Origin of the sequence: Pseudoxanthobacter soli DSM 19599 (assembly GCF_900148505.1) — a bacterium.
Lineage (GTDB): Bacteria > Pseudomonadota > Alphaproteobacteria > Rhizobiales > Segnochrobactraceae > Pseudoxanthobacter > Pseudoxanthobacter soli.
Map to the genome: position 1 here is coordinate 52116 of NZ_FRXO01000007.1, position 19515 is coordinate 71630.

Genomic DNA, 19515 nt, shown 5'->3' on the forward strand with positions numbered 1-19515 from the left:
TGATCACGAAAACGTGATCGAAAAGTGCAAGCGTTGCGTGCATCCTCCTCCCCGCTTCCGATCAGGGTGGGGTGGGTCGACGATGGCTTCGGGCTCAAGCGATTTCGCACGCCGTTTGCTGCTGGGTGTTGCCGCGCTCAGCCTGATGGGCCCCCGCCCCGGCCTTGCCGACAGCGTGACGGTCACCACGCAGCCGGACTTCACCTCCGCGGTGAACAGCGCCATCGCCAGCGGACAGCCGAACCAGATCACCGCGAGCGGCGGCGGTGTGTTCGTGGCCGCTCCCGCCTGGACCTTGCCCGGCGCGGCCTCGCCGCTGGCGCTGACCTTCGACGTCTCTCCCTTCGATATCGGAACGTCCGATGGCGCGGCCACGCTGACGCTCGGCGCCGGCTCGTCCATCACGGTGAACACCGCTGTGGGCTCGGCCAGCGGCCGTATCGAGATCGGCAATGGCGGTACCGGCACCCTGAACATCACGGGCGGCACGGTCGAGTTCGTGATCGCCAACGGCGCCAGCCCTCCCCCCACCTCGATCGGCCGGCTGTGGGTCGGTGGCGGCTCTTCGAATCCCGGCAGTGGCAACGGCACGCTGAACATGAGCGGCGGCCTGCTGCTCTATGACTATGTCGACGGTGCCACGGACCTCGCCAACTATGGTGGCCTCGCCATCGGGCGCGGTACCGGCGTGACCGGGCTGTTCAACCAGACGGGCGGCACCGTCCGGTTCCTAAGCGGCGGTGCGGTCGATCTCGGCACCCAGGGCGGCACCGGCACCTACAGCCTGAGCGGCGATGCGGTGTTCGATGCCGGCCACGGCGGCATGACGATGTATGTCGGCTCGCGCACCAGCGGCGCGGGCGGAACGGGCACCGCCTCGACCGCCAACCTGAACATTTCCGATTCCGCCCGGTTCACGATAACGACGGGCAGCAACACCGGCGGCCAGCTCTTCATCGGCGATGCCAAGGCGACCGGCACCGTGACCCAGAGCGGTGCCGATTCCGTCGTGACCCTCAGCCTGCTCAACCCGATCCAGCTCGGCAGCGACGTCAGCTCGGTCGGCACCGGCGGAACCGGCACCTACAATCTCTCCGCCGGTACGCTGACGGTGCAGAATCCGGGCGGTTCTGCGAACTTCATCGTCGGGTCGGCGGCGGGCGGCACCGGCGCGTTCAACATCAGCGGCGGCACCGCGACGCTGGCGACGAACCTGACGCTGGCCAACAACGCGACCGCGACCGGCACGGTGACCCAGACCGGCGGAACGCTCACGCTGTCGGGCTCGCACCTCAGCTTCGGCGCCGGCACCGGGACGCTCAACCTGAACGGCGGCACCTTCGCCGTCGGCGGTACCAACGGCATCCAGGGCACGGGAACGTTCAATTTCGGCGGCGGCACGCTGCAGGTCGTCGGCAGCAGCCTGACCACATCGACGGCGGCGGCGATCCTCACCGGCAAGACGGCGACGATCGACACCAACGGCCTGAATGCGACCTTTTCCGGGGTTCTTTCCGGTTCCGGCGCGGTCGCGAAGACTGGGTCCGGCAGCCTGACCCTTTCCGGCGCCAACACCTATGGCGGCGGCACCACGCTTTCCGCGGGCACGATCGTCGTCGGGTCGAACGGCGCGCTCGGTTCGGGCATGCTCACCTTCGCCGCCAACGGCACGCTTTCCTTCACCGGGGCCACGGCGGTTTCGAATTCGATCGCGGTCGGCAATGGCCTGATCGCCACGCTCGACCGCGCCGCGGGGACCACGACGCTCTCGGGCGGCATTTTCGGCGGCAACGGCCTCGTCAAGACCGGCGTCGGCACCGTGGCGCTGTCGGCGGCGAGCAACTATGCCGGCGCGACGACGATTTCCGGCGGCACGCTGACCGCTGGTGTGGCCGGTGCCCTGCCCACGGGCACCGCGGTCGACATCGCCGCGGGCGCGACGCTGAACATCACCGCGAACCAGACCATTTCCGCGCTGACCGGCGCCGGCGCGGTGACCACCAACACCTCCAACCTGACCCTCAACAACACCGCCGACAGCACGTTTTCCGGCACCATCACCAATGGCAGCGTCAGCTGGATCAACCCCTACGGCGTCTTTACCAAGACCGGCACCGGCACCCTGACGCTCGACAGCGCCACCATCGCCGGCGGTGAGACGCACCTCGAGGGCGGCACCATCGCGATGACCGGTGGCACCTCGTCGGTCGACTATTTCGCGGTCGGAACCGGGACGGGCAACACCGCGACCTTCACCATCTCCGGCGGCACGCTCAACACCGGCGTTGCCATGCAGGTGGGCGACTGGGGCGGTACCGGAACGGTGAACCAGACCGGCGGCGTGGTGAACATCTCGCCGACCTGCGGCGACACCGCGCGCTGCGCCACCCTCAATGTTGGCAACCAGGGCGGCAACGGCACCTACAACATCAGCGGCGGCATGCTGAACCTCGTCGGCGGGCTGAACGATATCGGCCGCAACACCGGATCGCGCGCCGCGAGCACCGGCCTGCTGCACATCTCCGGCGCTGCGGTCGTCGCGCTGCAGACGGACAGCAACGGGCCGGCGAGCCTCGTGATCGGCAACCGCGACAACACCGCCACGGTCGCCCAGTCCTCCGGCCGCATCATCCAGGACGGCGGCACGCTGACCATCGGCGCGAGTTCGCACCTCTATCTTTCGGCCTACGGCAACGGCCAGTACGACCTCAACGGCGGCACGCTGCAGGTCGGCGGCGCCGACGGGCTCGTCGGTCACTATGCCGGCAGCGGCAGCTATGTGTTCAATCTCGGCGGCGGCACCATCCAGGTGATCGGCAGCACGCTCACCACGAACGTCGCCGCGACGCTCGTCTCGGGCACCACCTCGACCATCGACACCAACGGCTTCGCGGCCAATCTCTCCGGCGTGTTCTCGGGCACCGGCGCGCTCGTCAAGACGGGCCCCGGAACGCTGACGCTCTCCGGCGCCAACACCTACACGGGCGGCACCACGATCTCAGGGGGCACGCTGACGGCGAGCACGGCCGGCGCCCTGCCCACGGGCACCGCAATCGACATCGCCGCGGGCGCGACGCTGAACATCACCGCGAGCCAGACCATCTCGGCGCTGACCGGCGCCGGCGCGGTGACGACCAACACCTCCAACCTGACCCTCAACAACACCGCCGACAACACCTTCTCCGGCACCATCACCAATGGCGGCGTGAGCTGGATCAACCCCTACGGCGTGTTCACCAAGACCGGCACCGGCACCCTGACGCTCGACAGCGTCACCATCGCCGGCGGCGAGACGCATCTCGAAGGCGGTGCGATCGCGGTCACCGGCGGCACCTCGTCGATCGACTATTTCTCCGTCGGCGGCGGCATCGGCAATACGGCGGCGCTCAACATCTCCGGCGGCACGCTCAACACCGGCATCGCCATGCAGGTGGGCGACTGGGGCGGCACCGGCACCGTGAACCAGACCGGCGGCGTGGTGAACATCTCGCCGACCTGCGGCGACGTCGCGCGATGCGTCACCCTCAATATCGGCAACCAGGGCGGCAACGGCACCTACAACATCAGCGCCGGCACGCTGAACCTGCTCGGCGGGCTGAACGACATCGGCCGCAACAGCGGCTCGCAGCCGGTGAGCACCGGCCTTCTGCACCTCTCCGGCACCGGCACGGTCTCGGTGCAGACGGGCGTCAACGGGCCGGCAAGCCTCGTGATCGGCAACCGCGAGAGCGGGGCGACCCAGGGCCAGTCCTCCGGCCGCATTCTGCAGGACGGCGGCACGCTGACGGTCAATGCCGGTTCGCACCTCTATCTCTCGGCCTACGGCAACGGCCAGTACGACCTCAACGGCGGCACGCTGCAGGTCGGCGGCGCCGACGGGCTCGTCGGCCGCTATGCCGGCAGCGGCAGCTACGTGTTCAATCTCGGCGGCGGCACCATCCAGGTCATCGGCAGCGCGCTCTCGACCAACGTCGCGGCGACGCTCGTCTCGGCCACGACCTCGGCCGTCGACACCAACGGTCTCGGCGCCACCCTTTCCGGCGTGTTCTCCGGGGCCGGCGCGCTTCAGAAGATCGGCGCGGGCACGCTGACGCTCTCCGGCGCCAACACCTACAGCGGCGGCACGACGATTTCCGGTGGGACGGTGCAGATCGCCACCGACGGCAATCTCGGCAACGCCGCGGGCGGGCTTGCGCTCGACGACGGCACGCTGGCGACCACGGGGACATTCTCCACGACGCGGGCGATCACGCTCGACACCGGTGGCGGCACCCTTGACATCGGTTCGGGCACGACGCTGACGGCGACGGGCGCCGTTACCGGGGACGGCGGGCTTACCAAGACCGGCGCCGGAACCCTGGTGCTCTCCGGCGCGAACGGCTATCTCGGCGGCACCACCATCTCGGGCGGGACCGTTCAGGTCGCTTCGGACGGAAATCTCGGCGGCGCTGCGGGCGGGCTTGCGTTCGGCGGCGGCACGCTCGCGACCACGGGCACCTTCGCCTCCGCCCGCGCGGTCACCCTGAACGGCGGCGGCGGCAGCGTCTCCGTCGCTGATGGGACAGCGCTGACGCTCTCCGGCAATATCGGCGGCACCGGCGGGCTGACGAAGACCGGCACGGGCACGCTGACGCTGACGGGGACCAGCAGCTACAGCGGCGGCACGACGGTTTCGGCCGGTGTGCTGAGCGGCACGACGGCAAGCCTTCAGGGCGATATCGTCAACGATGCCGCCGTCGTGTTCGACCAGTCGGCCACCGGAACCTATGCCGGCGACATGAGCGGCAGCGGCTCGCTGACGGTTTCCGGGACCGGCACGCTGATCCTGACCGGCGCCAACACCTACAGCGGCGGCACGACGATTTCCGCCGGCACGCTGCAGGTGAGCGCGGCCTCGCTGCCCGGCGACGTGGTCGACAATGCCAGCCTGGTGTTCGACCAGGCGACCGACGCGACCTTCTCCGGCGACATCTCCGGCACGGGCGCCGTGACGAAGATGGGGGCGGGCACGCTGACGCTGACGGGGGCGAACAGCTATGCCGGCGGCACGACAATCTCGGCCGGCGTGCTGCAGGTGACGCCTGCCAGCCTGCCCGGCGACGCGACGGTTTCGACCGGCGCGACGCTCGCCTTCGATATGGTCACGGACGCCAGCTATGGCGGCGCGGTGAGCGGCGCCGGCGGGCTGCGGAAGACCGGCGCGAGCACCCTGACCCTGACCGGGGCGAACAGCCAGACCGGCGGCACGGCCGTCGATGGCGGCACTCTTCAGGTCGGCAATGGCGGCACCAGCGGCAGCCTCACCGGACCCGTTACGCTCGCGAGCGGCACGGCGCTGGTGTTCGACCGCTCGGATACGGTGGCCTTCGCCGGCGCGATTTCCGGCGCCGGCGCGCTGGAGCAGGCCGGCAGCGGCACGCTGACGCTGACGGGGACGAACAGCTATACCGGCGGCACCACGGTTTCGGCCGGCGTGCTGAGCGGCACGACGGCGAGCGTTCAGGGCGACATCGTCAACAATGCCGCCGTCGTGTTCGAGCAGTCGACCACCGGAACCTATGCCGGCGACATGAGCGGCAGCGGCACGCTGACGGTTTCCGGGACCGGCACGGTGGTGCTGACCGGCACCAACACCTACACCGGCGGTACCACCATCTCTACCGGCGCCGGGCTTCGCGTCGGCGATGGCGGCGCGAGCGGCAGCCTCACCGGCGCCATCGCCAATGCCGGCACGCTCACCTTCGACAGCACCGCGACTCTGACGGTTTCCGGCGTGATTTCCGGCGCCGGCACCCTCACCCAGGCCGGCACCGGCACCACCGTTCTGTCCGGCGCCAACACCTATAGCGGTGCCACGTCGATCGTCGCGGGTACGCTCGAGGCCGCGGCCGCCAACGTCCTGTCGGCATCGAGCGCCGTCGATGTCGGCGCCGCCGGCACGCTGAACATCAGCGGCGGAAACCAGACCATCGCCGGGCTGACCGGCGCGGGCGCCGTGGCCACCGGCGTGAGGACGCTGACGGTCGGCGGCGGTAATACCGACGACGTGTTCTCCGGCACCTTCCGCGGCAATGGCGGACTGGTGAAGACAGGAACCGGCAGCCTGACGCTGATCGATGCTTCCGGCAACTCCGTGGTGGACACCGTCCAGCTCTCCTCCGGATCGCTGTTCGTGAACGGCTGGCTGAGCGTGTCGACGGCTACCGTGACCGGCGGCACGCTCGGCGGGTCCGGCACGCTCGACGGCGGCGTGAGTCTCGGCAGCGGCGGGACCCTCGCTCCCGGTGCGAACGGTGCCGCGGGCACGCTGACCATCGGCGGCGGCCTCACCGTCGCCGCCGGTTCGAACCTCCTGTTCGATCTCGGCCAGCCGAATGTCGTGGGCGGGTCGCAGAACGATCGCATCGTCGTGGGCAGCGGTCTGACCCTCGATGGCGGCATCGTCACCATCAACGCGGGCAGCGATTTTCTGCCGGGCAGCTACCAGCTCATCAGCTATGACGGTCCTCTCAGCGGCGCCGACCTGACGCTGGCAAACGTGCCCGCGAACCTGTCTTCGAGCGTGATCCAGACGGCGGTGACGGGGCAGGTGAACCTGATCGCCATCGAGGATGGCCTGTCGATGCAGTGGTGGAACGGTGCCGGCGCGGCGGGCAGCGGCACCATCACCGGCGGCGACGGGACGTGGAGCACCAGCGCGAACTGGTCAAACGTCGACGGCACGATCGGCCAGAGCTGGATCGACGGCGGCATGGCCGTGTTCACCGGCACCGCCGGGACGGTCGATCTGCCGGATCCCGTCAACGCCTCCGGCCTCCAGTTCGCCGTGGACGGCTACCAGCTGACCGGCGGCGGCACGCTGATCCTGGTTGCTGCGGCTGACAGCACCGCGCCGTTCATCAGGGTCGACGAGGACGCGACCGCGACCATCGCGGTCCAGATCGACGGCGGCGCGGGCCTCACAAAGACCGGCGTCGGCACGCTGATCCTGACCGGCGCCAACACCTATACCGGCGGCACGACGATTTCCGCCGGCACGCTGCAGGTTAGCGCGGCCTCGCTGCCGGGCGACGTGGTCGACAATGCCAGCCTCGTGTTCGACCAGACGATCGACGCGACCTTCGCCGGTGCCATCTCCGGCACGGGTGCCGTGACGAAGACGGGGGCGGGCACGCTGACGCTGACGGGGGCGAACAGCTATGCCGGCGGCACGACAATCTCGGCCGGCGTGCTGCAGGTGACGCCTGCGAGCCTGCCCGGCAACGCGACGGTTTCGGCCGGCGCGACGCTCGCCTTCGAGATCGCCACGGACGCCACCTATGGCGGCGCGGTGAGCGGCGCCGGTGTGCTGCAGAAGGATGGAACGGGCACCCTGACGCTGACGGGCGCGAACAGCCAGACCGGCGGCACTACCGTCGATGGCGGCACCCTCCAGATCGGCAACGGCGGCACCAGCGGCAGCCTCGCCGGCCCCGTCACGCTCGCGAGCGGCACGGCGCTGGTGTTCGACCGGTCGGATACGGTGGCCTTCGCCGGCTCGATTTCCGGCGCGGGTGCGTTGGAACAGGCCGGCGGCGGCACGCTGACGCTGACGGGGACGAACAGCTATACCGGCGGCACCACGGTTTCGGCCGGCGTGCTGAGCGGCACGACGGCGAGCCTCCAGGGCGATATCCTCAACAACGCGACCGTGACCTTCGTGCAATCGACGGGCGGCACCTATGCCGGTGCGATGAGCGGCACGGGCTCGCTGACGGTCTCCGGCACCGGAACGGTCGTGCTGACCGGCGCCAACACCTACACCGGCGGCACGACGATTTCCGCCGGCACGCTGCAGGCGAGCGCGGCCTCGCTGCCGGGCGACGTGGTCGACAATGCCAGCCTCGTGTTCGACCAGACGATCGACGCGACCTTCGCCGGTGCCATCTCCGGCACGGGTGCCGTGACGAAGACCGGGACCGGCACGCTGACGCTGACGGGGACGAACAGCTATACCGGCGGCACCACGGTTTCGGCCGGCGTGCTGGAGGTGACGCCTGCCAGCCTGCCCGGCGATGCCGCCGTCGCAAGCGGCGCGACGCTCGCCTTCGGCATGACCTCGTCCGCCACCTTCAGCGGTGCGATCAGCGGCGCCGGCGCCTTGCAGAAGAGCGGTGTGAGCACCCTGACGCTGACGGGGGCGAACAGCCAGACCGGCGGCACGACGGTCAATGGCGGCACTCTCCAGATCGGCGACGGCGGCACCAGCGGCAGCCTCGCCGGCCCGGTCACGCTCGCGAGCGGCACGACGCTGGTGTTCGACCGGTCGGACGCGGTGAGCTTCGCCGGCGCGATTTCCGGCGCAGGCGTGCTTGAGCAGGCCGGCAGCGGCACGCTGACGCTGACGGGGACGAACAGCTACAGCGGCGGCACCACGGTTTCGGCCGGCGTGCTGAGCGGCACGACGGCGAGCCTTCAGGGCGATATCGTCAACAACGCCAACGTGACCTTTGCGCAATCGACGGGCGGCACCTATGCCGGGACGATGACCGGCACGGGCTCGCTGACGATCTCCGGCAGCGGGGTTATCACCCTCTCCGGCGCCGCCGCCCAGACCGGCGGCACGACGATTGCCGCCGGCGCCGTCCTTCAGGTCGGCGACGGCGCGACCGACGGCAGTCTGTCGGGCGATGTCTCGACGTCCGGCACGCTCTCGTTCGCCCGCTCCGACGCGGTGGCCTTCGCCGGCGCGATCAGCGGCACCGGCAGCGTCACTCAGGCCGGAACAGGAACGACCACGCTCTCCGGCGCGAACAGCTACAGCGGCATGACTTCGATCCTCGCCGGCACGCTCGCCGGTGGAGCGGCCGGCGCGCTTTCGGCCTCGAGCAGCGTCTATATCGGCCCGGGAGGGACGCTCGCTCTCGGCGACTTCGACCAGACCGTCGCCGGTCTCATGGGGGCGGGCGCGGCGTCGCTCGGCGCGAACACCCTCACGCTCGACAGCAACGCCACCAACATGTTCTCCGGCACCTTCAGCGGCTCCGGCGGCGGCTTCGTCAAGACCGGCACCGGCAGCCTGACGCTGACGGATGCGTCCGGCACGTCCGCGGTCACGACGGCGACGGTCACCTCCGGTTCGCTGTTCGTCGACGGTGCGCTTGAGGCGACGACGGTCGCGGTGAACGGCGGCACCCTCGGCGGGTCCGGAACGCTCGGCGGTGCGGTGACGCTGGCCAACGGCGCGACGCTGGCGCCCGGCGCGAGCGGTGCCGCGGGCACGCTCTCGATCGCCGGCTCGCTGATTGTCGGGACCGGCGCGAACCTCGCGTTCGACCTCGCCCAGCCGAATGTGGAAGGCGGGAGCGAGAACGATCTCGTCAACGTCACCGGCGACCTCGCGCTCAACGGCGGCACGCTCACCGTCAACGACGGCGGGGGCTTCCTGCCGGGCAGCTACCGCCTGATCAACTACGGCGGCACGCTGACGAACGCCGGCGGCCTGACCCTGTCCGACGTTCCGCCCGACCTGTCGTCGAGCGTGATCCAGACCGCGGTGACCGGCCAGGTGAACCTCGTCGTGGTGGCAAGCGGCGCCTCGACCCAATGGTGGAACGGCGCCGGCACACCGGGCAGCGGTGTCATCACCGGCGGCAGCGGCACCTGGGGTTCCTCCGCCAACTGGACCAACGTGGACGGCACCGTCGCCCAGAGCTGGATCGGCGGCGGCACCGCGATCTTCACCGGCACGGCCGGCACCGTCGACCTGCCCGGTGCCGAAAGCGCCTCTGGGCTGCAGTTCTCCACCGACGGCTATCGCATCACCGGGGCCGGGACGCTGACGCTGGTGACGCAGTCGGATGGTGACGCGCCGTTCGTGCGGGTCGACCAGGGCGTGACGGCGACGATTGCCACGACCATCGCCGGCGCCGCGGGCCTGACCAAGACGGATGCCGGCACGCTGGTGCTTGCCGGCACCAACACCTATGCCGGCGGAACCACCATCGCCGGCGGCACGCTGCAGGTCGGCGCGGACGCCAATCTCGGTGCCGCCGCGGGCGGGCTCGTGCTCGATGGCGGCACGCTCGCGACCACCGCCTCGTTCACCACCGCGCGGACGGTGTCGCTCGCGGGTGCGGGCACCTTCACGCCGGCCGCCGGCACCGCGCTGACGGTGGCGGGCGCAATCTCCGGCGCCGGCACGCTGAATGCGGCCGGGCCGGGCACGCTGATCCTGACCGGAACGAACACTTTCACCGGCGGCACGACGATTGCCGCCGGCGCGACCCTGCAGGTCGGCAACGGCGGCACGGCGGGCACGCTTTCGGGCACGGTGGCCAACAGCGGCGCGCTCGTGTTCGACCGTGCCGACACCATCAGCTTCGCCGGGGCCATCACCGGCAGCGGCAGCCTGACCCAGGCCGGTACCGGCACGCTGGTGCTGACCGGCACGAACAGCTTCACCGGCGGCACCACCATCGCCGCCGGCACGCTGCAGCTCGGCGACGGCAATACCGCCGGCACGCTTGCCGGTGCCATCGCCAACAACGGCGCGCTGGTGTTCGGCGCGGCGTCCGGCACGACGACGCTCGCCGGCGCGATCTCGGGTACGGGTGCCGTGACCCAGGCCGGGGCCGGCACCACCGTGCTCGGCGGCGCGAACAGCTATACCGGCGGCACCTTCCTCAATGGGGGTACGCTTTCGGTGGCGACCGACGCCAATCTCGGCGCCGCGAGTGGAGCGCTCGCTTTCAACGGCGGCACGCTTTCGACCACGGCGAGCTTCGCGACCGGCCGGACGGTGTCGCTCGGCACCGGCGGCGGCACGTTCGCGCCCGCCTCCGGCACCACGCTGACGCTCGGCGCGCCGGTGACCGGGGCCGGCGGCCTCGTGCAGGCCGGGCCGGGCACGCTGGTGCTGACGGCCGAGAACACCTATTCCGGCGGCACGACCATCTCCGGCGGGACGCTGCAGATCGGCGCCGGCGGCACGACGGGCAGCATCACCGGCAACGTCGTCGACAACGGCACCCTCGCCTTCAACCGTTCCGACGAGGTGGTGTTTACCGGCGACATCAGCGGCACCGGCGGCGTGGTGCAGGCCGGCACCGGCACGCTGCAACTCGCCGGCAACAACAGCTATACCGGCGCCACCACGGTGTTGAGCGGCACGCTGAGGCTGACCGGAACGCTCGATCCCACCACGGGCCTTGCCGCCGATGGCGGCGTGATCGACCTTGGCGATTCCAACCAGACGGTCGCCTACCTCTCCGGCAGCGGCGGGACCATTCGCCTCGGCGCCGGCACGCTGACTGTCAACCAGAGCACGGACACCACCTTCGGCGGCGTGCTGGAGGGAAGCTCCGGCTTCATCAAGACCGGCGGCGGCGTGCTCGACATCACCGGCGACAGCCCCGGCTTCACCGGCCCGACCACCGTGACCGGTGGCACGCTCAAGGTGAACGGCTCGCTGGCGAACTCCATCGTGACGGTCGGGACCGCGCCCGACGGGACGCCGGCGATCATCGGCGGCAACGGCACCATCGGCGGGCTCGTGCTCGCCGGAGGCATCGTCTCGCCCGGCAACTCGCCCGGCACGCTCACGGTCAACGGCAATGCCGCGTTCGGCGCCGGCTCGGTCTACCGCGTCGAGGTGATGGCGGACGGCACCGGCGATCTCATCGCCGCGGGCGGCACGGTGACGATCGCCAACGGCGCGGCGGTTCAGGTGGTGGCGCTCGACAGCGGTTCCGCCTACGGGCGTCGGACGACCTACACCATCATCACGGCCGACGGCGGGGTGAGCGGCCGGTTCTCCGACGTCACCAGCAACTACGCGTTCCTGACCCCGGAACTCATCTACGAGCCGACGAGCGTGCTGCTCTCGCTCTCGCGCAACACGGTGCCGTTCGCCGCCTATGCCCGCACGAACAACCAGGCGAGCGTCGCCAACGCCATTGCGACCCTCGGCACCGGCAATGCGGTGTTCGATGCGGTGGAACAGCTGACCGCCGCCAACGTGCCGCTGGCGCTCAACTCGCTCTCCGGCGAGACCTATGCCAGCCTGCAATCGGTGATGGTGGAGGATTCCCGCTTCGTGCGCGACGCGGTGATCGGCCATGTCCGTGCCACCCTTTCCGCCGGCGCCCCCGCGGCCGGGCAGACGGGCGCGGCGCAGGCGGCGGCCGACCCTGCTGGTGCGGCTTCGGCGAGCGCGGTTCCCTCCGCTGCGAGCCTTGCCGCGCCGAACGGCCTGTGGGCGGAAGCCTACGGCTCGTGGGGCCGGTTCAGCGGCGACGAGGCCGCTTCGGTGCAGCGCTCCACCGGCGGGTTCGTGACCGGCTACGATCGCATGATCGGCAGCGACAGCCTGCTCGGCGCGGCGTTCGGCTACGGCTACACCTCGTTCAGCGCCAACGGCGCCGTCACCTCCGGCTCGATCGACAGCTACAGCCTGTCGCTCTATGGCGGCACGACCTTCCGCAAGCTCGGACCCGGCGATCTCGGCCTGCGGTTCGGCGCCTCCTACGCATGGCAGTCGGTCGACAGCAACCGCTACGTCGAGCTGCCGGGCCTCATCGGGGCGGCGGACGGCAGCTACGACGCCCGCACCGCACAGGTGTTCGGCGAGGCCGGCTACAAGCTCGGGTTCGGCAAGGTCGCGGTCGAGCCGTTCGCCGGGCTCGCCTATGTCAACCTGCAGACGGATTCCTTCACGGAAACCGGGACGCTGGCGGCGTTGTCTGCGGACAGCGAAAGCATGAACACCACCTTCACCACCCTCGGCATCCGGCTCTCGACCGACTTCCGCATGTTCGACATGCCGGCGGCGGTGCGCGGCTCGGTGGCGTGGCAGCATGCCTTCGGCGATGTCGACCCGGCCACGACGCTCGCCTTCGCCGGCTCGGGCGTGCCGTTCGCGGTGAACGGGGTCCCGGTGTCGCGCGATACGCTGCAGATCGGCGCCGGGCTCGACGTCGCGGTCGCCCGCAACGCCACCCTCGGCATCAGCTACAACGGGGCGTTTTCTTCCAACCTGCAGGACAACAGCGTGCGCGGCGTGTTCACACTGCGGTTCTGAAGGCTGGCTCGCCTCCGGGTCGCGTCCTTCCGCAGGTTACAGGCATGGGTTGCTTCCGCTGCCGGCCGGCCGCGATACGATGCGGCGGCGTATGGGTGATCCGGAGGCGGCGGCGTGGGCCTGAATCGATTGAGGAACCTGCGGGACCGGGCCTCGATCCGTTCTCAGCTGACCATCCTCGCCGGGCTTTTGTGCATCGTCACCGTGGCCGCGGTGGCGACGACGGCGGCCGAGCTGGCGAAGCGCCAGGTGGTGCGGGAGACCGAGGACTCCCTCGTCTCCGTCGCGCGCGCCATGGCCTACCGCCTCGACCAGCACATGTTCGAGCGCTTCCGTGAGATCGGGAACATCGCCAGCCTGGAGCCGCTGCGTCCGATCTGGAGGGGCGATGTCGGCAACATCCGCAGCGTGCTCAGGCAGTTGCAGAAAACGCTGCCGATCTACACCTGGATCGGATTTGCCATGCCCGACGGAATCGTCAAGGCGTCGACCGGCGGGCTTCTCGAAGGCGTGTCGGTTTCGCAGCGGCCCTGGTTCCAGCATGGCCTGAAGGGCGCCACCGTCGAGGACGTGCACGATGCGAAGCTGCTCGACAAGTTCCTGCGGACGTCTGCCGATCAGGCGCCTTTCCGCTTCGTGGACGTGGCCGTGCCGGTCTACGGGCCGGACAACGTGCTGGAGGGCGTGCTCGGCGCGCACCTGAGCTGGCGGTGGGCCGACGAGGTGCGCCGCAGCCTTCTTCTCGAACAGCGCGGCTCTCCGGATCTCGAACTTCTCGTGTTCGGACGTGACGGCAAGGTGCTGATCGGACCGGAGACCGCGTCCTTGAGCCCGGCGCTGGTTTCGAAGGTCCAGGGCAGCGGCGGTCTTCCGGTGTTCGACGGCACCGGCTATGTCAGCGGCCTCGTCAGCACGACCGGTCTCGGTCCCTATCCCGGGCTCGGGTGGATCGTCATGGCGCGCCGCCCGGTGAGTTCCGCCCTGGCGCCGGCCGATATCCTGTTCTTCACCATTCTGGCGGTCGGGCTCGCGGCCGCCGTCGCCGGGGTGGTGCTCGCCTGGCGGCTGTGCGACGGCGCGCTGCGGCCGATGAAGGCGCTGAGCGACGATATCGACCTCATCGGCCAGAACCCCGACGTGACCACGGTGCGCCGCCACGGCGGCTCGCGCGACGTGCTGAAGCTGTCGGACGCGGTCCGCTCCCTGCTGTGGCGCCTCGGCGTCGCGCGGGAGGCGGAACACCAGGCGCTGGAAGAAGTCGTGCGCCTGGAGACCGAGGTGACCCAGCAGGCGCGGCAGAACGAGGACTATCGCCGCGACGTCGACGAGAATCTCGGCCGCCTGAAGCGCCTCGCGGACACCGACGCGCTGACCGGGCTGCTGAACCGCCGGGCGCTGATGCCGCTCGGCGAGGCGGCGATGGCCGCCGCAAGCCCGGAGCACCCGCCGGCGGTGCTGATGGTCGACGTGGATTTCTTCAAGCGCATCAACGACACCTGCGGCCATGCCAGCGGCGACCGCGTCATCCAGTTCGTCGGGCAGACGATCCGGGCGGGCCTGCGCGACCGCGACCATGTCGCCCGCTTCGGCGGCGAGGAATTCGTGGCCCTGCTCGACGGCGTGCTGCCGTCCGAGGCGCGGGCGCTTGCGGAACGGCTGCGCGCCGACATCGCCCGGACGCCCGTGACGACGGACGGCGGAACGATCCCCGTGACGGTGAGCATCGGCGTCGCCTTCGCGCGCAGCGGCGCCGGCACTTTCGAGGCGGTGCTCAAGCGTGCGGACGACGCGCTCTACGCGGCCAAGGCGGCCGGGCGCGACCGCGTGGCGGTCGACGGCGAAGACCGGCACGCGTTCGGGGCGTGAGGCCGGCCGGTGCACGCTGCCGCGCGTGCTGCACGGTGCCGCCGGTGGGGCGCTCGGGCGGATGCGCCTGTCGGGGCGGCGTCTTCCAGCGCGAACCCCAAGCGCGCCGGATTTCCCCGGCCGGTTCGCGCACGTCTCAAGCGATTGATTTTCCAGGGTGCGAGGCCTCACGCCGCCTTCCGCCGGCCCTCGATGGCCGCTCTGCGCGCGCGGTTCGCGCCGAGAGGCGAATTTCTCCCGCCTTCCCAATCTGCTACGCTGCCGGCGTCGCCTCCCACGCGGAGGCGTGGATCGAAACTTTCCCCCAGATGATTGTGCAGCGCGGGCAGACGAGGTCGCCTCCCACGCGGAGGCGTGGATCGAAACCCGATCTATGCGCCGACGGCGGCCGAACTGGCGATCGTCGCCTCCCACGCGGAGGCGTGGATCGAAACATCAGATCAGCCCTTCGATGCTTTCGGCAATCGGCGGTCGCCTCCCACGCGGAGGCGTGGATCGAAACGCCGGCCCGGTAGTCCGTGATTGCGATCTTGGCAGGTCGTCTCCCACGCGGAGGCGTGGATCGAAACGCTCGGCAACAATGACAAGCCGAGAGAGCTGACGGGTCGCCTCCCACGCGGAGGCGTGGATCGAAACTGGCCGCACTACGAGCGCGTCACTGGCGACGTAGGTCGCCTCCCACGCGGAGGCGTGGATCGAAACCGTAGGGCAGACAAGATGGCCGGCAGGGAACGGCGTCGCCTCCCACGCGGAGGCGTGGATCGAAACCTCCCGGCGCCGCCACCTGCCCGCGCTGCGCCTTTGTCGCCTCCCACGCGGAGGCGTGGATCGAAACTTCAGGAAGAACGAATCCGCCGACATGAACACCGGAGTCGCCTCCCACGCGGAGGCGTGGATCGAAACTCGATCAGCGCCGACAGCGAATCCACGGCGGCATCGCGTCGCCTCCCACGCGGAGGCGTGGATCGAAACCGTTACACGCGCGTTCCGCCCACCGCTTGACGCTGGTCGCCTCCCACGCGGAGGCGTGGATCGAAACTGTAGCACTGCATTAACTAATGCGTACGCCAATTCGTCGCCTCCCGCGCGGAGGCGTGGATCGAAACGCGGCCGAGGCGGAAGCGGACTGGCAGGACGAAGCGGGTCGCCTCCCGCGCGGAGGCGTGGATCGAAACTCGGCGAGGGCATCGAAGGTGCGGCCGGAGCGGGTCGCCTCCCGCGCGGAGGCGTGGATCGAAACATGGATAAGCAGCGCCGCCTCGCGTTTATTGGCGGCGTCGCCTCCCGCGCGGAGGCGTGGATCGAAACGGGATCATCGCGGCACCCCATCGGTCTCGATGCCGTCGCCTCCCGCGCGGAGGCGTGGATCGAAACGACGGAGACGAGATCGTGATCCGGCTGTGGAAGGTCGCCTCCCGCGCGGAGACGTGGATTGAAACCGGCAGGCCTGTTCGATGGCGCCAATGCTGGGCCGGGTCGCCTCCCGCGCGGAGCCGTGGATTGAAACAGCTCGAACAGGATGTCAGCCTGCGACCGCTGCCGTCGCCTCCCGCGCGGAGGCGTGGATCGAAACAACTGATAGGAGAGCTGCTGCATCTGCCATCCGGTCGCCTCCCGCGTGGAGGCGTGGATCGAAACATTTGAAGCGTGCTGCGCAACCACTGGCCGCTCTGTCGCCTCCCGCGCGGAGGCGTGGATCGAAACTCTGCGCTCGCCAAGATCCAACCCGACACCGACCCTGCCGCCTCCCGCGCGGAGGCGTGGATCGAAACACGAAGGTCGCGATGACGCGCCGCATGGGCCGGAGTCGCCTCCCACGCGGAGGCGGGGGATTGAGGTGATGGCGAGGCCGGGGGAGCGGCGTTGTCGTGCTGGCTCACCCGGCCTCGCGGGCGGCGAAGGCGTTGAGCTGACCGTATTGGGGGTTGAGCATGGCGAGGAGCGGCAGGATGGCGGCGCCGCGGGCGACGGCATCGGCGCCGAGATCGGCCTTCATCAGGCGCGGCACCTCGCGTTCGGTGCGGGCGATCGAGGGATAGAGCGGCGGCACCCGCTCGATCAGTGCCTCGATCAGCCATGACGGCGCATCGCCGCCGAACATCACGGTTTCCGGATCGAACAGGTTTTCCAGCGTGTTGAGCCCGATGCGCAGAGGCTCCACCGCCTCCTCGATCCAGGCGGCGACGGCGGGGTGTTCGGGCGAGAAGCGGCTTTCGAACGCGAGCGCATCGCCCGGCGCGATGCCGCGGGCGGCCAGAAAGCGGCTCAGCGAATCCATCGAGACGTAGGTTTCGAGGCAGCCGCGCTTGCCGCAGATGCAGGGCTGGCCGCCCGGCACCGAGATCATGTGGCCGAACTCGCCGGCATTGCCGTTGGCCCCGCCGAACGCCGCGCCTTCCAGCATGATGCCGGTGCCGAGGCCGTTGCCGAGATAGACATAGACGAAGTTCTTGAGCTTGCGCGCCGCCTCGCCGAAGCGCGATTCCGCCGTGACCGCGCACTGGCCGTCATTGGCGAGCGACACCGGCAGGCCGGACGAGGCGCGCAGCAGGCGGACGAGTTCCGCGCCATCCCAGCCCGGCAGGCGTGGCGGATTGATGCCCTTCACCGCGAACGGGCCGGCGGTGGCGAGACCGACGCCGAGGAAGCGCGCGGAATCGAGCCGCAGCGGCTCGCCGGCCGCCTCGCGCAGGATGCGGGCGGCGGTTTCGGTCAGGATTTCGGCGACCGCGGGCGCGCGCACTTCGCCGAGCGGTTGCGTCTGCGACAGGAGCACGTCGCCGCCGAGATTCATCACGATGGCGGTCAGGCGGCCGTAATCGACATGGAAGCCGATGGTGAACGCACCATCCGGGTTGATCGCGATCGGCTTCGGCGGCTTGCCCACCCGGCGCTCCGCGCTCTTTTCCTCGCGCACGAAGCCGAGCGTCAGCAGCTCGTCGACGAGGTCCGACGTCGCCTGCTTCGACAGGCCGGTGATCTCCGCGATGCCGGTGCGCGGCACCGGTCCGTGGATGCGAATGGCTTCGAACACCACCCAGACGTTGATGAGCTTCGCCTTGACGACATTCGTGGCTTGCAGCACCGGAAATCCCCGTGGAATTAATAAGTCAGAATGACGGATTAATTATTGACAGGGTCCGCCACCGCCGTCACTCTGCCCGAAAGGCTCTAATCAAAAAGCCAGAAGGGGTCCACCGATGTCCAACCGCTTTCCGTTCGGATTCCATCCCTCCCGCCGCGGCATGCTGAAGGGCATGGCAGGCGCGGGAGCGCTCGCGGCGCTGCCGCCGCTCACCCTCCTCGGTGGCAGCGCCGCGGCGGCCGAAGCCAGCCTCAGCGTGTTCGGCCCGCTCCCGCCCGATCCGGCCCCTCCCGGCGCCGCCAAGTTCGCCGAGGCTGCGTTCGATGGCTGGAAGAAGGCGAACGGCGCCGAGGTGACCTACGACCTTCTGGCGTGGCCGCAACTGCACGACCGCATGGCGACCGCGTTCGCCTCCGGCTCCGCGCCGTGGGACGTGATGTACATGTGCGGCTGGGTGCCGGAATTCGCCGGCTTCCTCGCGCCCTTCGCGGACGATCTGCCGAAATCGCTCGTCGACGACATGCCGCAGTCGAGCTTCGAGACGGTGACGTGGGACGGCAAGCGCTACGGCGCGGTGTTCACGCTGTCGCTGCTCACGCTGTTCTACAACAAGGACCATCTCGCCGAGATCGGCTTCAGCGAGGCGCCCAAGACCTGGGACGAGATGAAGAAGGCCACCAAGGAGCTGACGCGCGACGGCCGCTTCGGTTTCGTGGCGAACTACGGCGATCCGGCCGGCATCGGCGGCACGGCGAGCTACTGGATGGTGTTCCTGCAGCAGGCCGGCGGCAAGATGTATGGCGAGGACGGCCTGCCGGTCTTCAACGGCGACGCCGGAATCGAGGCGCTGCAGATGATGATGGACCTGATGTCGGCCGGGACGGACCCGGGTTCGATCTCCTATGTCGGCATCAACGACGCGACCAACGTGCTTCTCGCCGGGCGCGCCTCGATGATGATGAACTGGCCGTTCATGTGGAACGCGGGGCAGGATCCGAAGCAGTCGCAGGTGGTCGGCAAGCTCGCCAGCGCCATTCTGCCCGCCGGCCCGGCCGGCAGCGCCTCCATCGACGGCACCGACGCCTGGACCATCGGCAAGGACAGCAAGCACCCCGAGCTCGCCAAGAGCCTGGTCGAGTTCTATCTCGATGCCGACGTGCAGAAGCGCCAGGCGCTCGACACCGGCTGGCTGCCGATCCGCCTTTCGGTGCTGGCGGACAGGGAAGTGCAGGAGAAGCTGCCGAACGCGGCCGTCGTGCTGGAGCAGGCGAAACACCCCTACAACAGCTTCGTCACGCCGGACTTCAACCAGGTGACGCAGGCCGTCGGCACCGAGGTGCAGAAGGCGCTGCAAGGCCAGAAGACCGCCAAGCAGGCGATGGCCGACGCCTCCGACCAGGTCGCAGCCATCGTGAAGCGGCGCGGCTGAACCGGCGGCGCCGCCCTGCCCGGCTGACGGGCAAGGGCGGCGCCGCGCGGGTCTTTCGCACGGCAGTTCTTCCGC

At 69.9% G+C, this 19515-nt stretch carries 4 protein-coding genes and 1 CRISPR repeat array; of the genes, 3 read left to right on the forward strand and 1 reads right to left on the reverse strand.

All coding sequences use genetic code 11. The features are described 5' to 3' along the window. Positions 1 to 82: 82 nt before the first annotated feature. Together BUF17_RS23110 and BUF17_RS16600 are read left to right on the forward strand one after the other, a co-directional pair. Entirely contained in the window at positions 83 to 13060 is a 12978-nt protein-coding gene (locus BUF17_RS23110) for an autotransporter-associated beta strand repeat-containing protein (RefSeq protein WP_210215460.1), read from the forward strand. Between the two features lie 114 nt (positions 13061 to 13174). Further along, complete coding sequence (locus tag BUF17_RS16600) at positions 13175 to 14926, forward strand: sensor domain-containing diguanylate cyclase (protein ID WP_073630766.1); 1752 nt, start codon at positions 13175 to 13177, stop codon at positions 14924 to 14926. A gap of 266 nt (positions 14927 to 15192) precedes the next feature. Continuing rightward, positions 15193 to 16698: direct repeats of the CRISPR family, unit length 32 nt; unit sequence GTCGCCTCCCACGCGGAGGCGTGGATCGAAAC. A gap of 104 nt (positions 16699 to 16802) precedes the next feature. Here the strand turns inward: BUF17_RS16600 and BUF17_RS16605 are convergent. Beyond that, complete coding sequence (locus BUF17_RS16605) at positions 16803 to 18011, reverse strand: ROK family transcriptional regulator (RefSeq protein ID WP_073630768.1); 1209 nt, start codon at positions 18009 to 18011, stop codon at positions 16803 to 16805. 115 nt (positions 18012 to 18126) lie between these two features. Here BUF17_RS16605 and BUF17_RS16610 point away from each other — a divergent pair, with 115 nt between their 5' ends. Continuing rightward, positions 18127 to 19440, forward strand: coding sequence for an extracellular solute-binding protein (locus tag BUF17_RS16610; protein ID WP_073630770.1), 1314 nt, complete (start codon positions 18127 to 18129; stop codon positions 19438 to 19440). Positions 19441 to 19515 lie beyond the last annotated feature (75 nt).